Genomic DNA, 17,704 nt, shown 5'->3' on the forward strand with positions numbered 1-17,704 from the left:
GCGGCCCCCGCCGGCGACGACGCCGGCCGCGGAATCCGCCAGCGGAGAATTCCATGTTTGAAAAAATTCTGATTGCCAACCGGGGTGAAATCGCCCTGCGCATCCAGCGCGCCTGCCGCGAGATGGGCATCAAGACCGTGGTGGTGCATTCCGAGGCCGATCGCGAAGCCAAGTACGTGAAGCTGGCCGACGAATCGGTCTGCATCGGCCCGGCGCCCAGCGGCAAGAGCTATCTGAACGTGCCGGCCCTGATCGCCGCCGCCGAGGTGACCGATTCCCAGGCCATCCACCCGGGTTACGGCTTCCTGTCGGAAAACGCCGACTTCGCCGAGCGCGTCGAGCAGTCCGGCTTCGTGTTCATCGGTCCGCGTCCGGACACCATCCGCATGATGGGCGACAAGGTGTCGGCCAAGAACGCGATGATAGAGGCCGGCGTGCCCTGCGTGCCGGGCTCCGAAGGCGCTTTGCCGGACGATCCGGCCGAGATCGTCAAGATCGCCAAGAAGATCGGTTTCCCGGTGATCATCAAGGCCGCCGGCGGCGGCGGCGGTCGCGGCATGCGCGTGGTGCATACCGAGGGCGCGCTGATCAATTCGGTGCAGATGACCCGCACCGAAGCCGGCGCGGCTTTCGGCAATCCCACCGTCTACATGGAAAAATTCCTGGAAGAGCCGCGCCACATCGAAATCCAGATTCTGGCCGACGAATACGGCAACGCCATCTATCTGGGCGAGCGCGACTGCTCGATGCAGCGCCGCCACCAGAAGATCATCGAGGAAGCGCCTGCGCCGGGCATCACCGACAAGCAGCGCCAGAAGATTGGCGAAGCCTGCGCCGAAGCCTGCCGCCGCATCGGCTACCGCGGCGCCGGCACTTTTGAATTCCTGTTCGAGCGCGGCGAGTTCTACTTCATCGAGATGAACACCCGTGTGCAGGTTGAGCACCCGGTGACCGAGATGATCACCGGCATCGACATCGTGCAGGAACAGATCCGCATCGCCGCCGGCGAGAAACTGCGCTACAAACAGAAGGACGTGGTGTTGCGCGGCCATGCGATGGAGTGCCGGATCAACGCCGAGGACCCGTTCACCTTCGTGCCGTCCCCGGGCAAGATCGAAAGCTATCACCCGGCCGGCGGCCCGGGCATCCGCATCGATTCGCATATTTACCAGGGCTACACCGTGCCTTCGCATTACGATTCCATGGTGGGCAAGCTGATCGCCTTTGGCGATACCCGCGAGCAGGCGATGGCGCGGATGCGGGTGGCGCTGTCGGAAATCTCCATTTCCGGCATCAAGACCAATATCCCGCTGCATCAGGAACTGTTCATGGACGCGGCCTTCCAACGCGGCGGCACGTGCATTCATTATCTGGAGCAGCGTTTGTCGCAGCAGAAAAAAGGGGGCGCGTGATGGCCTGGCTGCAAGCCACCATTGACGCCGAGTCAACCGTCGCCGAGCGTCTGGCCGACGCGCTGATGGACGCCGGCGCGCTGTCCACCGCGATCGAAGACGCTTTTGCCGGCACCGAGCGCGAAGAGCCGATTTTCGGCGAACCCGGCGAGCCGGTGGACAAGCTGTGGAGCCGCAGCCGCATCATCACGCTGTTTGATGAAGCGGCCGACGTGGCCCTGCTGATCGCCGCCGCCGCCAACGCCTGCGGTCTGGCCCTGCCCAGCTACAATGTGGAGCGGGTGGAAGAGCAGGACTGGGTGCGTCTGACCCAGTCGCAGTTCGACCCGATCCGGATTTCCGACCGCCTGTGGATCACGCCGACCTGGCACGAGCCGCCGGCGCCAAACGCGGTCAATCTGCAACTGGATCCGGGCCTGGCCTTCGGCACCGGCAGCCATCCGACCACGCGCTTGTGCCTGCAATGGCTGGACGCCCAGCTGCAAGGCGGCGAAAGCGTGCTGGACTACGGCTGCGGTTCCGGCATTCTCGCCATCGCCGCGCTCAAGCTGGGCGCGGCCTCCGCCTTGGGCGTGGACATCGACGCGCAGGCGGTGCGGGCCAGCCAGGACAACGCGGAACAGAACCAGGTCAAGGCGGACTTCTGTCTGCCTGACCAGAACCCGGAAGCGGTCTACGACGTGGTACTGGCCAATATTCTGGCCAATCCGCTGCGCATGTTGGGCCAGTTGCTGGCGAGCCACGTCAAAACCGGTGGTAGAATCGTGCTTTCAGGCATTCTCGCTGAACAAGCCGAAGAACTGTCGGCCATCTATGAACAGTGGTTCCAGATGGACGCTCCGGTGTTCGACGAAGGATGGACCAGACTGACAGGAACCCGACGCCCCACGGTATGACATATACGACACAGTGCCCCAATTGCCAGACACGCTTCAAGGTCAATGATGCCCAGTTAGCGGCCGCCAATGGCTTGGTGCGCTGCGGGCGCTGTTCGCATGTGTTCAACGCCACCGAGCATTTCGTCGCGGCGGAAGCGCCGCCGGCGGAACCTCCGCGCGCCGCGGCGCCGCCGCCCGTCCAGACTCAGGTTCGGCAGAGCGAGGCGCTGGACGATTTCGAGCTGGAAGTGCCGGATTTCGATCCGGGCTCCAGCGCGACGGAAGCGCCGCCGGACGAACTGCTGATGCCGCCGCCGATGGCGGAGGCGGAGGAAGCCCCGGCCGCGCGCGCCGATGTCGAGGAGTTCCAGCGCGCGTTGGCGGAGGCGATGCAGAATCGCCATGTCAGCGCGCCGCTGGGCAACCCCTTTGACGCCGAGCCGTCTGCCGTGGTGGAACCCGCGCCGGAGGTGTTCGGCAACCGCCGCCGCCCCGCGCCGGAGTCGGTGGCGGAGCCTGCGCCGGTAGCGGTTCCGGAACCCAAGTTCGAAGAGCCGCCTGCCAAGCCGGCGCCGGAGGCGCGCGTCGAGCCGCCGTCCAGCCATGGCGAAGACGAGCCGGACGAATCGCCGCGAAGACGCCATCCGGCGCTGACCTTCCTGGCCGTCGTCGCCTCGGCGATAGGCGTGCTGGTGTTGGCCGGTCAATTGGTGTATTTCAACCGCACCCGCATCGCCGCGGAAGTGCCGGAATTGCGCCCGACGCTGGAAAACCTCTGCGGCGCCGTAGGCTGCGCCGTGCCCTGGCCCACCGATATCGCCCGCGTGCGCACGGAGTGGTCGGAACTGGCTTTCGTCCCGGATTTCCCCAATCTGATCCAGCTGTCCGCCACGCTGAAGAACCACGCCACTTACTCCCAGGCCTATCCGATGCTGGAAGTGACGCTGAAGGATTCGGACGATCAGGTGCTGATCCGCAAGGTGTTCGCGCCCAAGGAGTATTTGAAGCCGGACGATTTCAAGCTCGGCCATTTCAATTCCAATAGCGAGGTCAAGGTCACCATGCGGCTGGACGCCGGCAAGGTGCATGCGATGGGGTATAGCCTTTACTGGTTCTATCCCTAGCGACCAACGGAGATAGCACCTCTCCCGTACTGATGTATGGTTGCCAGTGCGCTGTTTACCTCTAGTGGCCGCTCCGACAGTAGGCTGCTTCTTCAAAGGCCTGCCATGCCTGGCAGGCCTTTTTGTCTCCTTGGAACTTGGTGATCTGCCCTTTGTGACAGTCGGCAGAGCATTTTTTTATTGTAATTTAATAAATTAATAAATTTGGTAAAACACTCTGCCCCGGGGATGCGCTCATAACTTGCGATGCGAGGTGAGGAATGCTGCACCGTGTAAGCTGTGTGCTGCTGTTGTCTGGCGTACCATTTCTGACTGCTAAGGCCGAAACGAGGCCTGTCCAGCGCGCGGATGTTGTCAGGTGTGGCTCCAATGGCACCTTTCTGATGACGGGGGAGGCTTGTGGCAGCAAGGCTGGATATGAAAAGTTGGTCGCGAACCATTGTGGCTCGATACCAAACTGGGGACCGGTTGTCACTTTTGTGTTCGACGAAGTCGATACCCCGAATTATCAATATGAGAAAGTTCAATGTAATAGCCCTAGCGGCGGGGCTTTTGATACTTACTATTACTCTCGCTGGATTGGGGAGGGCCCAGCCTTCTGCCCGGACGCTTCGTGGACTTTATCCGCGGATGGCCTTAGTTGCAGCAGGCCAGACCTAGAGCAATGCGTAGAAACCGCAATGCTGGCCCCGTGGGCCAAGGCCGCTCCCGGCAAACCCTGCCCGCCACCTTGCAAGCCCGATATCAATGCCGTTACCCAAGAAAAGCTGCTGGCCGCCATCGTGTACGGTGAAAGCTCGGTGCAGCAAGTGAAGGAGGAGATGTACGGCATTGCTTCGGCGATGGTCAGGAAACGCGATGTCTGGCAACAAGGAGGGTCGCTGCAAAAGTTCCTGAAGAAGTACCCACAATATGCTTATGCGGTTACCGATGGCAATGTGCGTTACAAGGAGTTGATGTGCGCTAGTGATGCTAAAAAATACACGCAGGCATATGAGGCGGCGAGGAATGCTCTGGCCTATGGAGTGGATTACAGCAATGGAGGATGTTTTTGGGATGGCCGAGATCTGAAAGTGAAAGGAACGAGTGCTTATCGATATATAGAAGGTTTTAAATTTACATCTCCTTCTCATAATGTTTTTGATATCGCTGAACCTCCTGCTAAAAATAAGATAGCAGAATTTGGATTTTATGATTATGTTTATGAGTCAACCTCCGCATATGGCGAAACCATTTTTTGGAAAATTAATGATCGTTATATGACGGCAAGAGGAGCAAAGCAATGCAATTGATTAGATTTTTTGCAGGGGTGTGGGGGGTTTATGCGGTGAGCTCTTTGGCGTCGCCATCAGCGGATATTGTGGAAAGCTGTCGCAAAATGAAGGTGGTATCACAAGGGGTGCAAGTTGAAGATGTGGTAAGTGGGTTTGCGAAGAAGGCTGCTGCCGGCTGTGAAAATCAACTGGAGGCTAAAGTTGATGGGAAAATATATGGGTATAGTACTTGTAATAGTCAGCAATATTTGATTGTGTCTAATAAATTCTTCCTAGCTTCTCAGGCAATTAATCATTCAATTGATAAAAATATTGTCCCGGGCAATACTTTTTCGGGTAGCTCAACAACTTTGCTGAATGTCAAAAAAGGAAGTGAATCTTACCTTTGTATCATTTCCCCCATTTTTGATAGTGGAAAATGGAATAATTATCTAACTTTCTATTTGATCAAGCATGGCCAGTCTAGTATAACCCCTGAAGTTGACTTTTATTTTATAGATAAAATCGATTGGGATAAATAATATTTGTCTTAATGAGCAGGGCTGATCGTGCTAGCCCACTTTTATTAGCAAACAGGCCTGTACTTACCGGCCTGTTTTTTTACACCTCAAGCTTTAGCGCTGGTAATGATTAGGACATGCGATACCTGGCAACAGGTTGGGTCGCTTCAAAAATTCATGAAAAGTACCCTCGGTATGCCTATGTGCTTACCGATGGCAATGTGCGTTACAAGGAGTTGATGTGCGCCAGTGATGCTAAGAAATACACGCAGGCATATGAAGCGGCGAGGAATGCTCTGGCCTATGGAGTAGATTATAGCAATGGAGGATGTTTTTGGGATGGGGCTGATCTTAAGACCAAAGGAAAAAAGCATTATAGGTATAGCGATGGATTTCGCTTTGTCATGCAAGAGCATAATATTTATGGCATTGCCTCCCCTGTAGGTTTAAATAGAAAAGGAGGACTTGGCTCATATTACAATTATGCCTATGACTCCACTGCAGCATATGGAGGTACTATTTTTTGGAAATACAATGCTGATTTTATAGCGGCAGAAGGAGTAAAACAATGCAGGTGATTAAGGTTTTTTTAAGTTTGGTTGTGCTGTCATCTTGCGCTTGGTCCGCTCCATATGTTGATGTTGTTAATAGCTGTCGTAATGGAGTGCCTGCTGCAAAAGAGATAGGACTGACGAGGCTGGACGGCGGTGCTTTTGTTTTAAAGCAAAATAGTGGTTGCGAGTACCAATATCAAATACCATTTGGTGGTCGAAACTATGGTTATAGCACTTGCAATGATCAGCAGTATTTAATAGTTTCTGATCGATTTTTTCTCTCATCACAAGCGATTAATCACTCCATAGATAAGAATGTTTCCCCGGGTTATCCCTTTGCTGCGGGCTCTACTCGTTTCTATAGTGTCTTGAAAGGGAAGGAGTCTTATATTTGTGTGACGGCACCTGCTTATGAAAGTGGGAAGGGGGCTGCTTATGCTACTTTTTATCTTATCAAGCATGAGCCAAATTTGGCTACGCCAGAAGTGGATTTTTATTTTTTAGATGAAATAAAATAATTGAAAATACTAGTATTGGCTGCAGGAAAGCAAGGGAGTAAAAGCAATGCAATTAATTAAATGTACGGTTGGTATGATGATGAGTTCAAGCTATGCTATAGCAAATCGATCTGTTGTTATAATTAATAGTTTCTATCAAGGCAAGGTGGCTTCTAATGATGTGAAAATGGATAATATGGAAGGCATTTTTTTGATAAGTTTAGAGCTGGTTGTGAAGATTAATTAGAAGCTGGTTTTGAATGAGAAACCTATGGGGCTGCTACTTGTGATGAGAATCAATGCTTGATAGTTGCCAATAAAATTTTCCTCGCCTCGCAAGCCATTAACCGGTCAATTGATAAGCGGATTAGGCTCTGTGGTGCTTTTCAGCAGCAAGATCGGTTTGGCTTGCACTTTCGAAAGGCAATGAGTCCTATGTGCGCATGTTTAGAACTGCATTTGAAATAGGGAGGGAGCGTGGATATGCGCCTTTTTATTTAATGAAACATAGGTCCGCTCCTACTAAGCCGGAAGTATGTTTTATTTTCTATATAAAATTGACTGGTCTAAATGAATTTTGTCTGTGAATGGGTGGCTCGCATCACATCGTTGTCATTAATAAACAGGCCGGCATTCGCCGGCCTGTTCGCTTTTCCCGCTTAGTAAGGATCTTATTGCCGCGCGGTGCGGGTGTTGCCCACCGGCATCTCGCCGCAATTGCTGCGGAAGGGGTTGATGTCCAGTCCGCCGCGGCGGGTGTAGCGCGCGTAGACGGTGAGGCGGCTCGGCGCGCAGGCGCGGAGCAGATCGGTGAAGATGCGCTCCACGCATTGCTCGTGGAATTCATTGTGCTGGCGGAAGCCTATCAGGTAGCGCAGCAGCGCCTCGCGGTCCAGCCGCGGGCCGGTATAGCGGATCTGCACGCTGCCCCAGTCCGGCTGGCCGGTGACCAGGCAGTTGGATTTCAGCAGATGGCTGCACAGGGTCTCGCTGACAACGTCGCCGGCGTCGGCGCGCAGGATCTGCGGGCAGGGCGCGTAGTTGTCCACCTCGATGTCCAGATCGTCGATGCAGTCGCCGGCCAGTTCGGCCACGGTTTCGCCGCCGAACTGCTGCGGCAGCATGATGTCGACGCCTATCGGCTTGCCGGCGGCGGCGGACAGGTCCGCGGCCAGCTGGCGGCGCAGCGCGTCCAGGCCGGCCATCCGGGTCTGGTTATAGCTGTTCAGATAGAGCTTGAAGGATTTGGATTCGATCAGGTTCGGGCTGTCGGCCGGGATGCGGAAGGCGGCGATGCCCACCTGGGGCTTGCCGCGGGCGTTGAGCCAGGACAGTTCGAAACCGGTCCAGATGTCCACGCCGGCAAAGGGCAGCGCGGCGGCGTCCACGCCGATTTCGTCGCGCTTGGCCTGGCGCGGGATCGGAAACAGCAGATGGGGATCGTAATGATCCTGGTAGCTGACGGTTTTGCCCAGAGGGGATTGCTCCGGGGACATGGCTTGAGTGTTCATGGCTTGAATTATATCGATTTTCAAAGAGGCGGCAGATCGTGAGCCGCTTTTTAAAGCAGGCCCTTGCGCCACAGCGCCATCAAATCCATGGTCAGCGCCACGCTGCAATGCAGCGCGATGCCCAGCCAGATGGAACGGTAGCGGTAGCTGAGCGCGCCCAGCGCGACGCCGGCGACGATGGCGGCCAGGCTCTCCAGCAGCGGTTTCTCAAAATGGATCATGCAGTAGGGCAGCACCATCACGAAGACGGCGCTGACGCCCAGCCGCGGTTTGAGACCGTGCACCATATAGCCGCGGAAGAAGAACTCCAGCGCGGCGAACTGGGCGAAATACAAGAGCTCCCACAGCAGCCAGTGCGGCCATAAGCTCTCGCCGGGGCTGAGCCGGAAGAAGGGGTAGATCTTCAAAAAGCCCGGCTGGCCGGACGCCCACCACACCAGGGGCAGCATCAGGGCGTAGAACAGCGGGAACAGCTTCAGGTCCGTCTTCAGCGTGGCGCGGTCCGGCCAGGCCAGGCCGAAGTCAGCCAGCGGGCGGCGATCCAGCAGCCGGATGGCCAGCAGCGGCAGCAGGCAGTAACTGGCGATGCTGGCCAGCGCCCAGTAGGCGGCGCGGTAGAGATCGGTGTCCGGGTTGTGCACCACCTGCTGGCGGAAAGACAAGCCCAGCGCCGGCCACCATTGCAGCAGCCAGTCCATCATCCAGTAACGGTTGGCGGGGTAGTACAGCAAGGTCAGGCACAGGCAGCTGACCAGCAGCACGCCGGCGGTCTGACGGTCGGCCGGCGTCAGAAGAGGTGCGCGCGGGCCGGCCGGCATCTCAGCGCTCGCGGCGCATGAAGTCGCGCGGGCGGAAGCCGAGCGCGAACAGCGCGGCGAAATAGACGGCCGCGCCGGCCGACACCAGCAGGCTCAGCCAGGCCACGCGTTGCCAGGCCGGGCCGTGCCAGTGGACGGGCAGCAGCCATTGCAGCGCCAGCAGCGCGGCGGCCATGGCCGCGATGGCCACGGCCATCTTGCTGAGGAAGCCGCCCCAGCCGGCGGAGGGCTGGTAGATGCCGCGCTTGAGCAGCGCGCGCAGCAGCAGGCCGGCGTTGAGGCAGGAGGCGAGGCCGATGGACAGCGCCAGGCCGGCGTGCTTGAGCGGAAACACGAAGGCCAGGTTCATCAGCTGGGTCAGGCACAGGGTGATCAGCGCGATGCGCACCGGGGTCTTGATGTCCTGGCGCGCGTAGAAGCCGGGCGCCAGCACCTTGACCAGGATCAGGCCGAGCAGGCCGAAGGAGTAGGCGATCACCGCCTGCTGCGACATCAGCGCGTCGTGGGCGGTGAATTTGCCGTAGGTGAACAGGGTGGCCAGCAGCGGGCCGGACAGCAGGCCCAGGCCCACCGTGGCCGGCACCGCCAGCAGCAGGGACAGGCGGATGCCCCAGTCCAAGAGCACGCTGAACTCCCCGTCGGAGCGGGTGGCGGCGTGTTTGGACAGCGAGGGCAGCAGGATGGTGCCCAGCGCCACGCCCAGCACGCCGGACGGGAACTCCATCAGCCGGTCGGCGTAATACATCCAGGACACGCTGCCGGTGGGTAGGAAGGAGGCGAAGGTGGAGTTGATCAGCAAGGAGATCTGCGCCACCGACACGCCGAAGATGGCCGGTCCCATTTGCCGGATCACGCGCCAGACCGCCGGGTCGCGGAAGGCGAACACCGGGCGCGCCAGCATGCCTATCTGCTTCAGGAAGGGCAGCTGCCACACCAGTTGCACCAGGCCGCCGACGAAGACCGCCCAGGCCAGCGCCATGATGGGCGGATCGAAGCGGCTGCTGAAGAACAGCGCGAACACGATGAAGCTCAGGTTGAGGAAGGTGGGCGTGAAAGCCGGAATCGAGAACTTGCCCCAGCTGTTGAGCACGCTGCCGGTCATGGAGGACAGCGAAATGAAGAAGATATAAGGAAAGGACACGCGCAGGATGTCGGCGAACAAGGCGGCCTTGGCCGGCTCGCGGTAAAAGCCGGGCGCGGATATCCACATGATCAGCGGCGCGGCCAGCATGCCCACGGCGGTGACCAGCAGCAGCACCGAGCCCAGCACGCCGGTGATTTTGGCGATGAATTCCCGGGTTTCCTCTTCGCTGCGCTGGTTCTTGTATTCGCCGAGAATGGGCACGAAAGCCTGCGAAAACGCGCCTTCGGCGAACAGGCGGCGCAGCATATTGGGAATCTTGAAGGCGGCGTTGAAGGCGTCGGCGGCCATGCCGGCCCCGAAAACGCGGGCGATGATGGTATCGCGGACCAGACCCAGGATGCGGGACACCATGGTCATGCTGCTGACAGCAGCCAGAGCCTTGAGCAGATTCATGTTGCGGGTGGTTTATCTAGCGTTGAGCAAGCCCGCTAGTGTACGCCGCCAGGTTTATTGTTGCAAAACCTGAGTTTAGGGCTTAGAATCGCGGGTTTCAGATTCCGCTCATCAGGAGAAAGATTCATGGCTAACAGCGCACAAGCTCGCAAGCGTGCACGCACAGCCCTTAAGCAGCGCGCGCACAACGCCAGCCTGCGTACTGCGTTCCGTACCGCAGTTAAGAAAGTGCTCAAGGCAGTTGAAGCAGGCGATAAAGCCGCTGCCAAGGTAGTGTTCCAGACTTCCGAAAAAGTGATTGACCGCATTGCTGACAAGGGCGTGTTCCACAAGAACAAGGCCGCTCGTCACAAGAGCCGTCTGTCGGCTCAGATCAAGGCCATGGCCTGATCACAGCCCAGCGCTGAAGAATACGCAAAGGCTCCGCATCGCGGAGCCTTTTGTGTGTCTGGCGCATCGATTTCCCTCGCTGGAGGCATGGCTATGTCGGGATGGACGGCTTGGGCGCTGGCTTTGTGCGCGGCGCAGACCCTGGCGGCGGAACTGCCGCAGCAACTGGCCGATTGCGGCCGCCTGGCGGACGCCAGGCTGCGTCTGGCCTGCTACGACGGGCTGGCGGCCGCTGTGCCCGCCGCTGCGGCGCCCGCAGCGCCGTCTTCCGCCGCCGCCGCGCCTCCGGAGCGCCCGCTTCCGGCCGCCGGCGTAGAGCCGGATGCCGCGCCGGCTCCCAGCCGGCTGGCCGAAGCCTGGGATCTGGACGGGCGCTCGCGCGGCGACACCTTCGGGTTTCGCTTATACCGCCCCAATTACTATCTGCCGGTCTGGCAGATGGCCAAGCCCAATAACGAGCCGCAGTCGCCGACCCGGCCGCCCAGCCAGACGCCGGGCGGGGAACTGGACAAGACCGAGGCCAAATTCCAGCTGTCGTTCAAGACCAAGGTGTGGGAAGACATTTTCGATACCCCGCTGAACCTGTGGTTCGCCTACACCCAGCAATCGCATTGGCAAATCTACAACCAGGCGCATTCCGCGCCGTTCCGCGGCACCGACTACGAGCCGGAACTGATTCTTACCTTCCCCTTGCCGTCCGCCTGGGCCTGGGGCGACACCCGGCTGCGCATGGGCGGCCTGGGTTTGTTGCATCAATCCAACGGCCGCGCCAATCCCTTGTCGCGCAGCTGGAACCGGGTGTACGCGATGGCGGCGCTGGACAACGGTCCGTTCACGCTGCAAGGCCGCTGGTGGGCCAGGCTGCCGGAGTCCGGCGACAAGGACGACAATCCCGACATCGTCAAATACATGGGGCACGGGGATCTGCAGGCGATCTACCAGTACCGCGGCCAGACTTTCAGCGCCATGTGGCGGCCCAATTTCGACAGCGGCAAGCATGGACTGCAACTGGACTGGAGTTTCCCGGTGAAGGGCAAGCTGCGCGGTTATGTGCAGGCTTTCGATGGTTACGGCGAAAGCCTGATCGATTACAACGTGCGCACCCGCGCGCTGGGCGTGGGGCTGACGATGAGCGACTGGCTGGAGTGAGTCTCGCCAGCTTTGGAGTTCGCTGCGCGGCTGTTGAAAAGATTGTGAACAGGTCCGAAGCAGGCCCACCCATGGGCGGGCCCTGCGCTTATTGCAGCAGCGCGGCCGCCTGGCGCGCCATTTCGCCTTCCTCGTCGGTAGGCAGCACATAGGCCGCGCGCGGGCTGGCGGCGGTGGTCAGCCGCCGCGCCTGGGCCAGATTGGCGGCCTGGTCGGCTTCAAAGCCCAGCCAGGCCAGCTGTTGCAGCACCCGGCCGCGCACTTCCGGCGAGTGCTCGCCCACGCCGGCGGTGAACACCACCGCGTCCAGCCCCTTCATCGCCGCCGCCAGGCTGGCCACTTCACGCGCCACCCGGTAACAGAACAGCTCGATGGCCTCGCGCGCCGCCGGCAAATCGCTGGCCAGCAGTTCGCGCATGTCTGAGGACAGGCCGGAGACGCCGAGCAGGCCGGAGTTCTTGTACAGCTCGCGCCTCACCTCGGCCACGCTCATGCCGGCCTGTTCCTGCCAGTAGAGAATGACTTCCGGATCGATATAGCCGGGGCGGCTGCCCATCATCAAGCCGTCCACCGCGGAGAAGCCCATGCTGGACGCCATGCTGCGGCCGGCGTCCAGCGCGCAGGCGCTGGCGCCGCTGCCCAGGTGGCAGACCACCACCTTGGCGCGCTCCAGGCCCAGCTCCGGCAACCGCCGCGCGATGGCGGCGTAGGACAGGCCGTGGAAGCCGTAGCGGCGGACGCCGTCGTCGTGCCAATGGCGGGCGATGCCGAAGCGGGTGGCCACTTCCGGCTGTTGAGCGTGGAAGGCGGTGTCGAAGCAGGCGAACTGCGGCAAACGGGCGTCGTATTCCTCGAAGGCGGCGATCACCGACAGGCTGACCGGCTGATGCAGCGGCGCCAGCGCCACGTAGTCCTCCAGCTGGGCGCGGATGTCGGCGTCCAGCCGCATGGCGGCGGTGAAACGGCCGCCGCCGTGCACCACGCGGTGCACCACGGCCAGCGGTTCCAGCTGCTGATCGGCCAGGCTGTTGATCACCGCGGCGATGGCGCTGCCGCGGCTGCCGTCGTCCAGCGCGTGGCGGCTCAGCGTCTGGCCCTTGCCGTCCAGCAATTGCAGCTCCGGCTTGGCCTGGCCGAAGCGGTCCACCATGCCGCGCGCCAGCAATTGGCGGCCGTCCGGCGCGAAGGCGCGGAATTTCAGCGTGGAGGAGCCGGCGTTGACGGCGAGCAGCACCCGGCTCATGTCCGCTGTCCGCTTTGCCGGCGTTTGTGCGCCAGCAAATTGGCCACGGCGGCGGAGGCGAGGCGGCCGGTGGCGTCGTCGGCGCGGCTGGTCAGCACGATGGGCGCGCGCGCCCCCATCACGATGCCGGCGGAGGCCGCGGCGGCCAGATAGGTCAGCTGCTTGCCCAGCATATTGCCGGCCTCAAGATCCGGCACCAGCAGGATGTCGGGATCGCCGGCCACCGGCGAGACGATGCCCTTGCTGTCGGCGGCTTCGCGCGAGATGGCGTTGTCGAAAGCCAGCGGGCCGTCGAGGATGGCGCCGGTGATCTGGCCGCGGTCCGCCATCTTGCACAGCGCGGCGGCGTCCAGCGTGGAGCGCATCGCCGGATTGATGGTTTCCACCGCGGCCAGGATGGCCACCTTGGGCTGGCGTATGCCCAGCGCCTGGGTCAGATCGATGGCGTTCTGACAGATGTCGCGCTTGGTCAGCAGGTCCGGTTCGATATTGATCGCGGCGTCGGTGATGAAGAGATAGCGCGGATAGGTCTCCACCTTCATGATCCAGACGTGGCTGATGCGGCGGTCGGTGCGGATGCCGGTGCCGCGCGCCAGCGCTTCGCCCATGAATTCGTCGGTGTGCAGGCTGCCCTTCATCAGGATGTCGGCGTAGCCGTCGCGGACCAGGCTCACCGCCTGTTCGGCGGCGGCGTGGCTGTGCGGCACGTCAACCAGCTCGAAGCGGCTCAGGTCCACTTCCAGTTCGTCGGCCAGCTTGGCCAGCCTGGCGGAGGGGGCCACCAGGATGGGGGTGGCGATGCCGTGGTCGGCGGCTTCCACCGCGCCCAACAGCGCCTCGCGGCTGCAGGGGTGGGTCACCGCCATCGGCAGCGGCCCCAGGCCGACGGCCTGTTGCAGGATGTCGGAAAAAGCGTGTTCGTCGCGTGTCATGGCGTGCTCCCTCAGGCCTTGATGTGATGGCCGCCATCGACATAGATGGTCTGGCCGGTCAGGCCGCGGGCGGCTTCGGAGATCAGGAAGGCGCAGGTGGTGCCCACGTCCTCGATTTCCACCAGGCGGTTTTGCGGCGCGCGGGCGATGGCGTCCTCGATCAACTGGTCGAAGTGGGCGATGCCGGAGGCGGCGCGGGTGCGCAAGGGGCCGGGGGACACCGCGTGCACGCGGATATTCTTGGCGCCCAGCTCGCTGGCCAGGTAGCGCGACACGCTTTCCAGCGCCGCCTTGACCGGACCCATGATGTTGTAGTTCTCCACCACCTTGTCGGCGCCGTAATAACTCATGGTGATCAGGCTGCCGCCCTGGCTCATCAAGGGTTCGGCCAGACGCGCCATTTCGATGAAGGAGTAGCAGGACACGCGCATCGCCTGCTGGAAGCCTTCCAGCGAGCAGTCGGTGACGCGGCCGTGCAGATCGTCCATCGGACAATAGGCGATGGAGTGAATGACGAAATCCAGTTTGCCCCATTGCTGACGAATGGCCTCGAACACCGCTTCCATCTGCCCCGGCTGTTCCACGTCCAGCGGCAGCACCAGCGGCGAACCCAGCTGGTCGGCCAGCGGACGCACGTGTTTTTCCGCTTTCTGGTTCAGGTAGGTGACGGCGAACTCCGCGCCCAGGTCGCGCAGCACGCTGGCGCAGCCGTAGGCGATGCTGTTTTCATTGGCGATGCCTACGATCAGGCCTTTCTTGCCGGCAAGAATGTTGCGAATGCTTTCCATCTGACCCTCTTGGTAAACCATGTGACCTCCGGGATTTGTAGGGTTGCAGGGCAGTATTGCGGGCTAATGAAGCAAAGGGATTTTTGTATTGACGATTCAGTCGGATATAATCGACGATTTGGCGGGAACGAAGGCTTGATCTTGGGGGCGTTCGTCCGCATCTGTCCGACTAGGCATGCCGAGCGTAAGTTCACGCTCGGATAGTGCAGTGCAGCATGAGTTCGGTTTATTATGCCATCATGATTACTGGTGGGGAAGCAAAGCTATGCCAATCTACGAATACCGTTGCGGCGCCTGCGGCGTCGCCAAAGAGCATCTGCAAAAACTCAGCGACGAGCCTGTCGCGCAATGCCCGGCCTGCGGCAGCGCGGAGTACCGCAAGCAGCTGTCCGCGGCCGGCTTCCAGCTGAAGGGTTCCGGCTGGTACGCCACGGACTTCAAGGGCGGCGCGTCCGCGTCCGGCTCTTCCTCCTCCGCGTCTTCGGACAGCGGCGGCGGTCATAGCTGCGGCACCGGCTGTGGGTGCGCGTAAACCTCGATGACGCCGCAAATCAAAATGACGCTTAAGGGCTATCTCGTCACCGGCTTGCTGGTGTGGCTGCCTTTGGCCGTGACGCTGTGGGTGTTGAACCTGATCGTCACCTCGCTGGACCAGACGCTGAACCTGCTGCCGCAGGAATGGCAGCCGGAGGCCTTGCTCGGCTTCCATCTGCCGGGCCTGGGCGTGGTGCTGTCGGTGCTGATTCTGTTGGGCACCGGCATGCTGGCCGCCAATGTGCTGGGTCAGCGCGTGCTGGACATGTGGGACGCGCTGCTGTCCCGCATCCCGGTGGTGAAAAGCATTTACAACAGCGTCAAGCAAGTCAGCGACACGCTGTTGTCCGACTCCGGCCAGGCCTTCAAAAAGGCGCTGCTGGTGCAGTTCCCTCATTCCGGCATGTGGACGGTGGCGTTTCAAACCGGCCCGCTGCCTGAAGTCGTGTCCGAATCGCTGTCTGACGACGAGTTCATCGGGGTCTACGTGCCCACCATCCCCAACCCGACCTCGGGTTATTTCGTGATGGTGGCCAAGAAGGACACCCGCGCCTTGAACATGAGCGTGGACGAAGCGTTGAAATACGCGATCTCCATGGGCATGGTGGCGCCGAACCCGCCGCCGGCCGCCCAGCGTCCGCGTCTGAACGACGAACATAATCGGCAGGGCTAGACCGACACCCTGTCTAGCCCTTAACGCCTTTCTTTCCCCCGGGCGGGGAAGCCTCACCGAATTTGAATAAAAAGGGTTTACCCAAATGCGTACCGACTATTGCGGACTTATTGACAAGAAATACCTCGGCCAGACCGTTACCGTGAAGGGCTGGGCTCACCGCCGCCGCGACCATGGCGGCGTGATCTTCATCGACCTGCGCGACCGCGAAGGCCTGGTGCAGGTGGTGATCGATCCGGACACCCCGGAAGCGTTCCAGCTGGCCGACAGCAGCCGCGGCGAATACGTGCTGTCCATCACCGGCATCGTGCGCGAGCGTCCGGCCGGCACCGCCAACAGCAAGATGATTTCCGGCGAGATCGAAATCCTGGCCAAGGACATCGAGATCCTCAACGCCGCCGCCACGCCGCCGTTCCAGATCGACGACGAGAACCTGTCCGAGAACGTGCGCCTGACCAACCGTGTGATCGATCTGCGCCGTCCGGCGATGCAGAAAAACCTGCGTCTGCGCTACAAGGTGGCGATGGGCGTGCGCAACCATCTGGACAAGCAGGGCTTCATCGACATCGAAACCCCGATGCTGACCCGCTCCACGCCGGAAGGCGCGCGCGACTACCTGGTGCCGTCCCGCGTGCACCCGGGCGAATTCTTCGCGCTGCCGCAATCGCCGCAGCTGTTCAAGCAATTGCTGATGGTGGCCGGCTTCGACCGCTACTACCAGATCACCAAGTGCTTCCGCGACGAAGACCTGCGCGCCGACCGTCAGCCTGAATTCACCCAGATCGATATCGAGACCTCGTTCCTGAACGAGGACCAGATCATGGACATCACCGAGGGCATGACCAAGGAGATCTTCCGCGACGTGCTGGGCGTGGAACTGCCGCAGTTCCCGCGCATGACTTACGCCGACGCGATGTTCTACTACGGCTCCGACAAGCCGGACATGCGCGTGGACCTGAAATTCACCGAACTGACCGATGTGATGAAGTCGGAAGAGTTCAAGGTGTTCCGCGGCGCGGCCGACATGGCGGGCGGCCGCGTGGTGGCCCTGCGCGTGCCGGGCGGTTCCGGCCTCAGCCGCAAGGAAATCGACGACTACACCCAGTTCGTCGGCATCTACGGCGCCAAGGGTCTGGCCTACATCAAGGTCAACGACGCCAGCAAGCCCACCGAAGAAGGCCTGCAGTCGCCCATCGTCAAGTTCCTGTCCGCTGACGGCCTGAAAGCCATCATCGAGCGCACCGGCGCGCAAAACGGCGACATCATCTTCTTCGGCGCGGACAAGGCCAAGGTGGTGAACGAGGCCATCGGCGCGCTGCGCATCAAGATCGGCCACGAACACGGCCTGGCCAACGGCTACTTCGTCAAGGAATGGCGCCCGCTGTGGGTGGTGGACTTCCCGATGTTCGAGCACGACGAGGACGACGACCGCTGGACCGCCTGCCACCATCCGTTCACCAGCCCGAAGCAGGGCCACGAGGACCTGATGGCCACCAATCCGGGCGCCTGCCTGGCGCGCGCCTACGATATGGTGCTGAACGGCTGGGAAATCGGCGGCGGCTCCATCCGTATCCACCGCGCCGAGATCCAGGAAAAAGTGTTCGGCGCGCTGAAGATCAGCCCGGAAGAGCAGCAGAACAAGTTCGGCTTCCTGCTGGACAACCTGAAGTTCGGCGCGCCGCCGCACGGCGGCCTGGCCTTCGGCCTGGATCGTCTGGTGACGCTGATGTGCGGCGCGGAGTCCATCCGCGACGTGATCGCCTTCCCGAAAACCCAGCGCGCCCAGTGCCTGCTGACCAACGCGCCCAACGCGGTGGACGACAAGCAACTGCGCGAACTGAACCTGCGTCTGCGCCAGAAGGCCGAGCCGTCCGCTTGATGCCGGTTTGA

18 protein-coding genes are annotated in these 17,704 nt (G+C 60.8%); 12 read left to right on the plus strand and 6 right to left on the minus strand.

Translation table 11 applies throughout. The features are described 5' to 3' along the window. The first annotated feature begins 53 nt into the window (after nucleotides 1-53). From accC to AB1Z25_RS02650, 7 genes are all read left to right on the plus strand, one after another. Entirely contained in the window at nucleotides 54-1,412 is a 1,359-nt protein-coding gene (gene accC / locus AB1Z25_RS02620; RefSeq protein ID WP_235084448.1) for an acetyl-CoA carboxylase biotin carboxylase subunit, read from the plus strand. Then, nucleotides 1,412-2,308, plus strand: coding sequence for a 50S ribosomal protein L11 methyltransferase (prmA, locus tag AB1Z25_RS02625; protein ID WP_107798093.1), 897 nt, complete (start codon nucleotides 1,412-1,414; stop codon nucleotides 2,306-2,308). Before accC ends, prmA begins: the two co-directional genes overlap by 1 nt. Continuing rightward, the gene (locus tag AB1Z25_RS02630; protein WP_486636520.1) at nucleotides 2,305-3,414 is read left to right on the plus strand and encodes a DUF3426 domain-containing protein; all 1,110 of its coding nucleotides are present in this window, start codon (nucleotides 2,305-2,307) and stop codon (nucleotides 3,412-3,414) included. The genes prmA and AB1Z25_RS02630 overlap by 4 nt, the downstream gene beginning before the upstream one ends. Nucleotides 3,415-4,094: 680 nt before the next feature. Further along, nucleotides 4,095-4,706, plus strand: coding sequence for a hypothetical protein (locus AB1Z25_RS02635; RefSeq protein ID WP_486636521.1), 612 nt, complete (start codon nucleotides 4,095-4,097; stop codon nucleotides 4,704-4,706). Then, on the plus strand, nucleotides 4,697-5,209 hold the full coding sequence (locus tag AB1Z25_RS02640; RefSeq protein ID WP_166450542.1) for a hypothetical protein: 513 nt from the start codon (nucleotides 4,697-4,699) through the stop codon (nucleotides 5,207-5,209). Before AB1Z25_RS02635 ends, AB1Z25_RS02640 begins: the two co-directional genes overlap by 10 nt. Before the next feature lie 116 nt (nucleotides 5,210-5,325). Then, nucleotides 5,326-5,766 (plus strand): hypothetical protein, encoded by a 441-nt coding sequence (locus AB1Z25_RS02645; protein ID WP_486636522.1) that lies wholly within the window; start codon nucleotides 5,326-5,328, stop codon nucleotides 5,764-5,766. Continuing rightward, nucleotides 5,757-6,260 carry a hypothetical protein gene (locus AB1Z25_RS02650; RefSeq protein ID WP_486636523.1) on the plus strand — a complete coding sequence of 168 codons (504 nt, stop codon included), beginning with the start codon at nucleotides 5,757-5,759 and terminating at the stop codon, nucleotides 6,258-6,260. Before AB1Z25_RS02645 ends, AB1Z25_RS02650 begins: the two co-directional genes overlap by 10 nt. A 650-nt stretch (nucleotides 6,261-6,910) precedes the next feature. Here the strand turns inward: AB1Z25_RS02650 and queF are convergent. From queF to murJ, 3 genes are read right to left on the minus strand one after another with little or no spacing between them, the layout of a single operon-like run. Next, nucleotides 6,911-7,750 carry an NADPH-dependent 7-cyano-7-deazaguanine reductase QueF gene (queF, locus tag AB1Z25_RS02655; protein WP_264372995.1) on the minus strand — a complete coding sequence of 280 codons (840 nt, stop codon included), beginning with the start codon at nucleotides 7,748-7,750 and terminating at the stop codon, nucleotides 6,911-6,913. A 50-nt stretch (nucleotides 7,751-7,800) separates the two neighbouring features. Continuing rightward, nucleotides 7,801-8,568 (minus strand): CPBP family intramembrane glutamic endopeptidase, encoded by a 768-nt coding sequence (locus tag AB1Z25_RS02660; protein WP_053077365.1) that lies wholly within the window; start codon nucleotides 8,566-8,568, stop codon nucleotides 7,801-7,803. A gap of 1 nt (nucleotide 8,569) precedes the next feature. Then, on the minus strand, nucleotides 8,570-10,105 hold the full coding sequence (gene murJ, locus AB1Z25_RS02665) for a murein biosynthesis integral membrane protein MurJ (protein ID WP_227106845.1): 1,536 nt from the start codon (nucleotides 10,103-10,105) through the stop codon (nucleotides 8,570-8,572). 126 nt (nucleotides 10,106-10,231) lie between these two features. Here murJ and rpsT point away from each other — a divergent pair, with 126 nt between their 5' ends. After that, entirely contained in the window at nucleotides 10,232-10,495 is a 264-nt protein-coding gene (gene rpsT / locus AB1Z25_RS02670) for a 30S ribosomal protein S20 (protein WP_048409254.1), read from the plus strand. A gap of 93 nt (nucleotides 10,496-10,588) precedes the next feature. Continuing rightward, on the plus strand, nucleotides 10,589-11,644 hold the full coding sequence (locus tag AB1Z25_RS02675) for a phospholipase A (RefSeq protein ID WP_227106847.1): 1,056 nt from the start codon (nucleotides 10,589-10,591) through the stop codon (nucleotides 11,642-11,644). An 88-nt stretch (nucleotides 11,645-11,732) separates the two neighbouring features. Here the strand turns inward: AB1Z25_RS02675 and AB1Z25_RS02680 are convergent, their stop codons facing one another. Genes AB1Z25_RS02680 through fabI form a run of 3 tightly spaced genes read right to left on the minus strand, consistent with a single transcriptional unit; the run spans nucleotide 11,733 to nucleotide 14,607 of the window. Next, nucleotides 11,733-12,887, minus strand: a complete 1,155-nt coding sequence (locus AB1Z25_RS02680) for an acetate/propionate family kinase (RefSeq protein WP_253313785.1) — start codon at nucleotides 12,885-12,887, stop codon at nucleotides 11,733-11,735. Further along, nucleotides 12,884-13,819, minus strand: a complete 936-nt coding sequence (locus AB1Z25_RS02685) for a phosphate acetyltransferase (RefSeq protein ID WP_486636524.1) — start codon at nucleotides 13,817-13,819, stop codon at nucleotides 12,884-12,886. The genes AB1Z25_RS02680 and AB1Z25_RS02685 overlap by 4 nt, the downstream gene beginning before the upstream one ends. A gap of 11 nt (nucleotides 13,820-13,830) precedes the next feature. Beyond that, nucleotides 13,831-14,607, minus strand: a complete 777-nt coding sequence (gene fabI, locus AB1Z25_RS02690) for an enoyl-ACP reductase FabI (RefSeq protein WP_486636525.1) — start codon at nucleotides 14,605-14,607, stop codon at nucleotides 13,831-13,833. 265 nt (nucleotides 14,608-14,872) lie between these two features. Between fabI and AB1Z25_RS02695 the strand changes: the two genes are divergently transcribed. The 3 genes from AB1Z25_RS02695 (at nucleotide 14,873) to aspS (ending at nucleotide 17,693) form a co-directional block, all read left to right on the plus strand. After that, nucleotides 14,873-15,139: an FmdB family zinc ribbon protein gene (locus AB1Z25_RS02695; RefSeq protein ID WP_107798100.1), complete on the plus strand. Its 267-nt coding sequence runs from the start codon at nucleotides 14,873-14,875 to the stop codon at nucleotides 15,137-15,139. Between the two features lie 6 nt (nucleotides 15,140-15,145). After that, nucleotides 15,146-15,814: a DUF502 domain-containing protein gene (locus AB1Z25_RS02700; RefSeq protein WP_081550658.1), complete on the plus strand. Its 669-nt coding sequence runs from the start codon at nucleotides 15,146-15,148 to the stop codon at nucleotides 15,812-15,814. Between the two features lie 85 nt (nucleotides 15,815-15,899). After that, entirely contained in the window at nucleotides 15,900-17,693 is a 1,794-nt protein-coding gene (gene aspS, locus AB1Z25_RS02705; protein ID WP_227106853.1) for an aspartate--tRNA ligase, read from the plus strand. Nucleotides 17,694-17,704 lie beyond the last annotated feature (11 nt).

Source organism: Chromobacterium sp. HL1 (genome assembly GCF_057418835.1).